The following is a 7966-nucleotide window of genomic DNA, read 5'->3' as shown; positions in this document are numbered from 1 at the left end:
GCGGCCCGGCGCGTCAGTGCCGGCCGCCGTCGGCGGTTCCTGCCGAACGGGCGATGCTGGCCGCTGCCGCCTCCAACGCGCCGGTGCCGTGCGGGATGCCAAGGGCGGTCAGCCCGGCCTCGATCGCGCCGAGCGTGCCCAGCAGGACGCCCGCGTTGGTGTGGCCCATATGCGCGATGCGCAGCGCACCCGACGGGTCGGGCGCGCCTAGGCCCACGCCCAGTGTCACGCCGCATTCGCGTGTCACCCAAGCCCGCAGCGCGTCGGCCCCGGGCAGCGTCACCGCGGTCACCGAACAGGCCCGGGCGGCGGGATCGGCCACCGACAGGTGGATGCCGCCGCCGACCGACCAGGCGTCGACCGCGGCCCAGGTGGCGCGGGCCAGGCGGTCGTGGCGCGCCCAGGTGGCCTCCAGCCCCTCTTCGTCCAGGATCATCGTCAGCGCCTCGGACAGGGCGAAGATCTGCTGGACGGGCGGCGTGCCGCCCCACCAGCGCCACAGCGCGTCCGACCCCGCGCGCAGGTGCCAGTCCCACCACGGAGACGTCAGCGACGTCCGCCCGCGCGCCGCCGCCCGGTCGGAAAACCACACGAAGACCGTGCCGGGCGGACACATCAACCCCTTCTGGCTGGCGGCGATCAGCACGTCGACGCCCCAGTCGTCCATCCGCATCGGCGCGCAGCCGAGGGACGCGATGGCATCCACGACCAGCAGCGCCGGGTGATCGCCCATCGCCGCCCGGATCGCGCGGATGTCGGCCAGGGTCGCGCTGGCCGTGTCGGTCTGGCACACCATCACGGCGCGGATGCGGCCCTGCGGGTCTTGGGCCAGACGGGCCGCCAGGCGCGCGGGATCGGGGGCCAGCGCGCCGAAGTCCAGCCGCTCGACCGTGACGCCCAGACCTTCGGTCATTTCGGCCCAGGACAGGCCGAAATGGCCGCTGGTCAGCACCAGCGCTAGGTCGCCGGGGGCGAACATGTTGGCCGACGCCGCCTCCCAGCCGGCATGGCCGTTGCCGATATAGGGCGCCAGGTTTGCCCGCGTCCCCGCCAGGCGTTTCAGCTGCGCCATGACCTGCAGGTTCACCTGCGCCAGATCGTCGGCATAGATGTCGGGCGAGGCGCGGTGCGCCGCGTTCAGCACGCGGGCCGGCACCGGCGAGGGTCCGGGAATGGCAATCAGGTCGGGTCCGGGGGCAAGGCTCATCGCAAGCGTTCCTTCACATCGTGCAAGATCGGTACGGCCACACCCCGTCCGCGTCAACGGGGGGTGGCCTTGTGGCGCAAGGTCGGAAAGGGGTATGGCTGGGCGTGATCGAAAAGGGCGCCCGAGCCCGCGACCGAAAGGCCCGACAGACACGTGGACCCGCGCCAGGACAGCCCCTCCCGATTGATTGCCGCCGCGACGCGCGGCGCGACCGTCCCGCCCACCCCGGATGCGTCCAAGGTGCCGGGCCTGCTGCGGCGGCTGTGGGACGACTATCTACGCCAGCACTGGGGCAAGATGGCGCTGGCCTTCTTCCTGATGACGCTGGAGGGGTCCACCCTAGCGCTGATTAGCTGGATGCTGAAGCCGCTGTTCGACCTGGTCTTCATCGGCAAGCAGCCGGGCGCGATCTGGTGGGTGGGGGCGGCGATCTTCGGCATCTTCCTGCTGCGCGCGGTCACGCTGGTGGCCAGCCGGGCCTTGCTGACGACGATCTCGCTGGCGGTGTCCACGACCATGCAGACGCAGCTGCTGGCGCATATCCTGACGCTGGACAGCCGCTTTTTCCGAGACAATTCGCCCGGCGCGATGATCGAGCGGATCCAGGGCGACACGATGGCGGTCCAGGGGGTCTGGGCCACGCTGATCACGGGGGCCACGCGCGACGCCATCAGCCTGGTGATGCTGTTCGGGGTGGCGCTGAGCATCGATCCGATCTGGACGCTGGGGGCGCTGGTGGGCGCGCCGATCCTGATCATGCCCGCCGCGATGGTGCAGAGATACATCCGCCGCAAGGTGCGCCAGAACCGCGTGAACGCCAGCCTGCGCGCCACCCGGCTGGACGAGGTGCTGCACGGCATCGCCTCGATCCGGCTGAACCGGGCCGAGGCGGACCAGACCGCCCGCTTTGCGGCCATCGTGTCCCGCATCCGGGCATCCGAAACCAAGGTCGCGGCGACATCCAGCGTGATCCCGGCGCTGACCGACGTGGTGACGGGCATCGGCTTCGTCGCGGTGCTGGCGCTGGGCGGCAACCAGGTGATGGACGGCGACCGCAGCGTCGGCGACTTCATGGCGTTCTTCACCGCGCTGGCGCTGGCGTTCCAGCCGATGCGCCGCCTTGGCGGGATCGCCGGCGTCTGGCAGACCGCCGCCGCCAGCCTGGAGCGCATCTATCACGTCTTCGACACCCGTCCGACGGTCGTGTCCGGCCCGCGCACCGCGCCGCCCGACACGACCGAGATCGTTCTGGACGACGTCTGGCTGTCCTATGACGGGCAGGTCGTGCTGCACGGGCTGTCCTTCACCGCCAAGGCCGGCCAGACCACCGCGCTGGTCGGCCCGTCGGGGGCGGGCAAGTCCACGGTCTTCAACCTGCTGACCCGGATGGTCGACCCGGACCGCGGTTTGGTCAGCCTGGGCGGTGCGCCGGTCAGCGACTATGAACTGGGCGTGCTGCGCGACCAGTATTCGACCGTGGCCCAGGAATCGGCCCTATTCGACGAGAGCCTCCGCGACAACATCCTGATGGGCCGCCCCAACGCATCCGATGCCGACCTGCAGGCCGCGCTGAAGGCCGCGAATGTCAGCAACTTTCTGGACGATGGCCGCACGCTGGACAGCCCCGTGGGCCCGCGCGGGTCGGCCCTGTCGGGCGGACAGCGCCAGCGCGTGGCGATCGCCCGGGCCCTGCTGCGCGATGCACCCGTGCTGCTGCTGGACGAGGCGACCAGTGCCCTGGACACGGCCAGCGAACGTCTGGTCCAGGATGCGCTGGACCACCTGTCGCGCGGACGCACCACGCTGGTCATCGCCCACCGCCTGTCGACGATCCGCAACGCCGACAAGATCGTCGTGATGGAATCGGGACGGGTTGTGGAACAGGGCAGTCATGACCAGTTGATGGCCAAGGGCGGCGCCTATGCCCGCCTTGTCGCGCTGCAATTCGGAGACAATGAATGACCCGCCAGATCATCCGCCTGACCGGCGAGGACCGCCTGCCTTTCCTGCAGGGGCTGGTGACCAACGATGTGGCCCGCGCCCCGGTCTGGGCCGCGATCCTGACGCCGCAGGGCAAGTATCTGGCCGATTTCCTGGTCGTGCCCGACGGCGACGCGCTGCTGATCGACGTCGATGCGCGCTTGGCCGACGACCTGCTGCGCCGCCTGTCGATGTACAAGCTGCGCAGCAAGGTCGCGCTGGACCTTGTGGACATACCCGTCGCACGCGGCACCGGCCCCGCACCCGAGGGCGCGGTGGCCGACCCGCGGCATCCGGCCCTGGGCTGGCGGCATTACGGCGCGGCGGGGGATGACGGCACGGATTGGGACGCCATCCGCGTCGCGCATTGCATCCCCGAGACATTGGTCGAGCTGATCCCGAACGACACCTATATCCTGGAGGCCGGGTTCGAGCGTCTGCACGGCGTGGATTTCCGCAAGGGCTGCTATGTCGGTCAAGAGGTCACCGCGCGGATGAAGCACAAGACCGAGTTGCGCAAGGGCCTGACGACGCTGCGGATCGAGGGTGCCGCCCCTGTCGGCACGCCGCTCACCGCCGAGGGACGAGAGGTCGGCGCAGTCTTCACCCAGTCCGGCGGGCAGGCCATCGCCCATGTCCGCCACGACCGCGTGGCCCCCGAGATGCAGGCCGGCGAGGCGCGGCTGTTCCCGCTGTGACCGACGCCGCGCCGGGGCTGCGCAAGATCATCCATATCGACATGGATGCCTTCTTCGCCTCGGTCGAGCAGCGCGATTTCCCGGAACTGCGCGGCAAGCCGGTGGCCGTGGGCGGATCGGCCGCGCGCGGCGTCGTGGCCGCCGCCAGCTATGAGGCGCGGGTGTTCGGGGTGCGGTCCGCCATGCCGTCAGTGACGGCGGCCCGGTTGTGCCCCGACCTGATCTTCGTGCGGCACCGGTTCGACGTCTACAAGCAGGTCAGCCAGCAGATCCGCGACATCTTCCTGGACTACACCCCCCTGGTCGAGCCTTTGTCCCTGGACGAGGCCTATCTGGACGTGACCGATTACCTTGACGGGCGCACCGCGACCAAGATCGCGTCCCAGATCCGCGCCCGCATCCGCGAGACCACGGGCCTGACCGCCAGCGCGGGCGTCAGCTACAACAAATTCCTGGCCAAGCTGGCATCCGACCAGAACAAGCCCGACGGTCTGTGCGTGATCACGCCAGAACAGGGGCCGGGCTTCGTGCTGTCCTTGCCGGTGGGCAAGTTCCACGGCGTGGGGCCCGCGACGGCGGCCAAGATGCAGGCGATGGGCATCGCCACCGGGGCCGACCTGTATGCGCAGGACCTGGATTTCCTGCTGCGGCGGTTCGGCAAGTCGGGGCGCTATTACTGGAACATCGCGCGGGGCATCGACCACCGCAGGGTCAGCCCTGACCGCATCCGCAAGTCCGTGGGGGCGGAAAACACCTATTCCGCCGACATCATGGCGCTGGACGCGGCGCTGGAGGCGCTGGAGCCCTTGGCCGCCAAGGTCTGGTCCGCCGTCGTGCGCCACGACCTGCGCGGGCGGACCGTGACGCTGAAGGTCAAGTTCAGCGATTTCCAGCATATCACGCGCGCCCGCAGCCTGGGTCATGCGGTGGCCTCGCAGGACGAGCTGCTGTCCATCGCGCGCGACCTGGCGGCGGGCGTGCTGCCCGATCCGCGCGGCGCGCGCCTGCTGGGCGTGACGCTGTCGGGGTTCGAGGCCCCCGATGACGGCCCCGCCCAGCTGTCGCTGTTCGATTAGCGCCAGCGCACCCACCGGCCCGGTCCCTGCGCCGCCAGGATCAGCAGGCCCCCCGCCACGGCCCAGTTCTTGACCACGATGGTGACCTGCCACGGGTCGGCGCGCAGCTGCCAGTGAAACCAGCTGGTGCCGATGCAATAGACCGCCAGCAGCAGCGCCCAGGTCCGCACGCGCGGTCCCAGGATCAGGCAGATGCCCGCGACCAGGTTGAAGGCCGCGACCGGCCAGACCAGTACGCCGGGCAGGCCCAGGCTTTCGATCATGCGGATGACCTGCGTCGGGTCGCCGACCTTCTGAAGCGCGCCGCCGATGAACAGGACCGCGATCAGCAGGCGGCCCGTCAGGTTCAGGGCGCTGTTCATGCGCGGGTCGCGAACCAGTCCTCGGGCACCCAGGCAAAGGCGTCGCCGCGCGCCTCGACATGGCCGATGCCGGGGAAGGGCAGGTGCGTGCCCGCCACCGCGATCCGGTCGGCGGTGACCATCTGCAGCAGGTTCCGCCGGGTCGTGGCCGCCTGGCCTGCGTCGGTGTCGAAGGCAACGCCGGCATCCGGGTGGCGGAACTGCAGCGCGGCCAAGGCGGCGGCATCGCCCAGGATGATCATCTGTGCGTCGCCATCCGACAGGCGCAGGCCGCTGTGGCCCGGCGTGTGGCCGGGCAGGGCCATCGTGGTGATGCCGCTGCCCAGGTCGGCCTCTCCGGCAAAGGTCTGGACGCGGTCGCCATAGGCGTCGCGGACCCCGCGGGCCAGCGCGAAAAAGGGCTGGACATCGGCGGGCGCGGCGCTGGCCGTCGCCTCGTCGGTCCAGAAGGCCAGCTCGTCTTCGTTGACGTGCAGCGCGGCATTGGCAAAGACCGCGCCCGCATCGCCCACCAGTCCGCCCGCATGGTCGGGATGCAGGTGCGTCATCACGATCCGGGTGATCTGGTCGGGTGTCACGCCCAATGCCGTCAGCGAGGCCGCCAGATGCCCGGTGGTGGGGCCGAAGGCCGACCCGCCGCCCGCATCGACCAGCGTCAGTTGATCGCCCTGGCGGATCAGATGCACGCTGACCGGCACGCGGATCGGCTGTTCGGGGTCCAGATAGGCGGCACGCAGGGCCGCGCCATAGGCCGCATCGTCCAGGTTGACGACCAGATCCTTGGCAAAGTCGAAATGCCCGTCGGCGATGGTGGTGACGGTGGTGTTGCCCAGGATGCGGGTATGCACGGTCGGCAGAAAGGCCGGGATCGCGGCGGCAGCCGGTTCCTGGGCAAAGACCAGGCCGCGGCCCAGGAACGGCATCGCGACGGCGGCGCCCGCGGCGGTCAGCATCAGGTGGCGGCGGGACAGGACGGTCACGGGCATCTCCTTTTTCGGGGTTTGTGCGATCTTTCCCGCGAAGCGATGCCCGGCACCACGCCCCATCACCGCGTTCACGCAAAGGTGAGAACGCGACGCGCCCCGCAGGGGGCCTGCGGGGCGCGCGTGTCAGGTCGGGCCGTGGATCAGGCGCGTTCGCTGTATTCGAACATCTCGGTGTTGACGACGATCGCCTCGCCCTCGCCCACGAAGGGCGGGATCATGATGCGCACGCCGTTGTCCAGGATCGCCGGCTTGTAGCTGTTGGCGGCGGTCTGGCCCTTCACGACCGGCTCGGTCTCGGCGACGGTGCAGGTGACCTTCTGCGGGATCGAGACCGACAGGGCCTCCTCGCCGTAATATTCGATGGTGGCGGTCATGCCGTCCTGCAGGAAGGGGCGGCGGTCGCCCAAGAGGTCGGCGTCCAGTTCGGTCTGCTCGAAGGTCTCGCTGTCCATGAAGACCAGCTTGCCGTCGGATTCGTACAGGAACTGCTGGTCCTTCTGGTCCAGACGGACGCGCTCGACCTTGTCCTCGCTGCGGAAACGCTCGTTCAGCTTGCGACCGTCGCGCAGGTTCTTCAGTTCGACCTGGGCAAAGGCGCCGCCCTTGCCGGGCTTGACGTGGTTCACCTTGACGGCGCCCCACAGGCCCCCGTCATGTTCCAGGATGTTGCCGGGGCGGATTTCATTGCCGTTGATCTTGGGCATGGGATGGGTCTCGTGCGTTTGCGGAAATTTCGGGCCGTCCTGGCATTGCCAGCCGTTGAACGACAATTCTGGCCCCCTATATCGAGGGCTGCGGCATCAGGCAACCAGAACGGAACTGCGGCGTTGTCAAGGTGCCAACAAGATCATCGCCACGTCACTGGCGCAGTGGGGTCACGATTTTTTCCCGCAATTTGCGCGACATGCAGTAAGGACATGGCAGACATGCGAGTGAAGGGATACCGAATCGGCGGGCCGAACGGCTAAGGCAGCAGGCACCGTCAGAGAAGCGGATTCAAGAAACAGGGGAAACGTCAAGTTTTCCCATAAGGCCCTGACTCCCGATCGGGGCCGCAAGAGAATGGACGAAAACAAGATGCGCGATTTTGTCGACGGCTCGGCCTTCAATTTCGAACAGGGCCAGCGTGCCCGCAAGCTGTTTGCAGCGGTGGTGCTGGCAGCCTTGGATGATGCCATTGCGGATAACAAGAAATATGGCAACGGCCCCGAACAGATCGCCCGTTGGGCGCGCTCGCGCGATGGACGCGAGGTGCTGTCCTGCGCCGGGATCGACCCGAACGAGCGTGTGGTCAAGGGCCTGATGGAATTTGTGTCCAAGGGCGTGCGCACCTCGGTCGCGCTGTCGCGCGAGGAGAGCGAGCGCCGTATGGCCGCCGAGGCCGAGGAAGCCGAAGCCGCCTGAAACCTGCGCGCATCGACGATCAGGGCCGCCCTTTCGGGCGGCCTCTTTTGTTACAGCTTCGTCACGACGCGCTGTGAATAGAAATGGCGGACGTCGGCGGCGTTGCACAACTCGGTCGCGGGCGTCATGACCGCCGCCGAGGCGGCCGCCGCGCCAAGGGCCAGCGCCTCCTGCATGGGCCAGTCGCGCGCCGCAGCCAGCACGAAGCCCGCGACGAAGCTGTCGCCCGCGCCCACGGCGCTGACCACGCGCA

9 protein-coding genes are annotated in these 7966 nt (G+C 69.0%); 4 read left to right on the top strand and 5 right to left on the bottom strand.

The window, feature by feature from the left end:
• Positions 1–13: 13 nt before the first annotated feature.
• Positions 14–1207 carry a pyridoxal-phosphate-dependent aminotransferase family protein gene (locus FHD68_RS16115; protein WP_139086220.1) on the bottom strand — a complete coding sequence of 398 codons (1194 nt, stop codon included), beginning with the start codon at positions 1205–1207 and terminating at the stop codon, positions 14–16.
• A 297-nt stretch (positions 1208–1504) separates the two neighbouring features.
• Between FHD68_RS16115 and FHD68_RS16110 the strand changes: the two genes are divergently transcribed.
• Genes FHD68_RS16110 through dinB form a run of 3 tightly spaced genes read left to right on the top strand, consistent with a single transcriptional unit; the run spans position 1505 to position 4961 of the window.
• Positions 1505–3169 (top strand): ABC transporter ATP-binding protein, encoded by a 1665-nt coding sequence (locus tag FHD68_RS16110; protein WP_127899287.1) that lies wholly within the window; start codon positions 1505–1507, stop codon positions 3167–3169.
• A complete protein-coding gene (gene ygfZ, locus FHD68_RS19420) occupies positions 3166–3885 on the top strand; it encodes a CAF17-like 4Fe-4S cluster assembly/insertion protein YgfZ (protein ID WP_127897839.1) in 720 nt (239 codons plus the stop codon). Before FHD68_RS16110 ends, ygfZ begins: the two co-directional genes overlap by 4 nt.
• Positions 3882–4961: a DNA polymerase IV gene (dinB, locus tag FHD68_RS16100; protein ID WP_240542494.1), complete on the top strand. Its 1080-nt coding sequence runs from the start codon at positions 3882–3884 to the stop codon at positions 4959–4961. Before ygfZ ends, dinB begins: the two co-directional genes overlap by 4 nt.
• On the opposite strand, the gene FHD68_RS16095 is transcribed toward dinB, so the two are convergent.
• The 3 genes from FHD68_RS16095 to efp all read right to left on the bottom strand — a co-directional run bounded on the left by FHD68_RS16095 (position 4958) and on the right by efp (position 7013).
• Positions 4958–5323 (bottom strand): DoxX family protein, encoded by a 366-nt coding sequence (locus tag FHD68_RS16095; RefSeq protein ID WP_045999986.1) that lies wholly within the window; start codon positions 5321–5323, stop codon positions 4958–4960. The genes dinB and FHD68_RS16095 overlap by 4 nt on opposite strands.
• Positions 5320–6303, bottom strand: a complete 984-nt coding sequence (locus FHD68_RS16090) for an MBL fold metallo-hydrolase (RefSeq protein WP_240542495.1) — start codon at positions 6301–6303, stop codon at positions 5320–5322. The genes FHD68_RS16095 and FHD68_RS16090 overlap by 4 nt, the downstream gene beginning before the upstream one ends.
• Before the next feature lie 146 nt (positions 6304–6449).
• Positions 6450–7013: an elongation factor P gene (gene efp, locus FHD68_RS16085; protein ID WP_042251708.1), complete on the bottom strand. Its 564-nt coding sequence runs from the start codon at positions 7011–7013 to the stop codon at positions 6450–6452.
• A 373-nt stretch (positions 7014–7386) separates the two neighbouring features.
• Between efp and FHD68_RS16080 the strand changes: the two genes are divergently transcribed.
• On the top strand, positions 7387–7713 hold the full coding sequence (locus FHD68_RS16080; protein ID WP_127899289.1) for a DUF6280 family protein: 327 nt from the start codon (positions 7387–7389) through the stop codon (positions 7711–7713).
• 50 nt (positions 7714–7763) lie between these two features.
• Here the strand turns inward: FHD68_RS16080 and FHD68_RS16075 are convergent.
• Positions 7764–7966: PfkB family carbohydrate kinase (locus tag FHD68_RS16075; RefSeq protein ID WP_244297909.1), on the bottom strand; the 203-nt coding region annotated here is incomplete at its 5' end.

It is taken from the genome of Paracoccus marcusii (genome assembly GCF_006151785.1).
In the GTDB taxonomy this organism is placed as follows: Bacteria; Pseudomonadota; Alphaproteobacteria; order Rhodobacterales; family Rhodobacteraceae; genus Paracoccus; species Paracoccus marcusii.
Note: the sequence above shows the minus strand (reverse complement) of the source record. Positions and strands in the feature narration are given on the sequence as shown.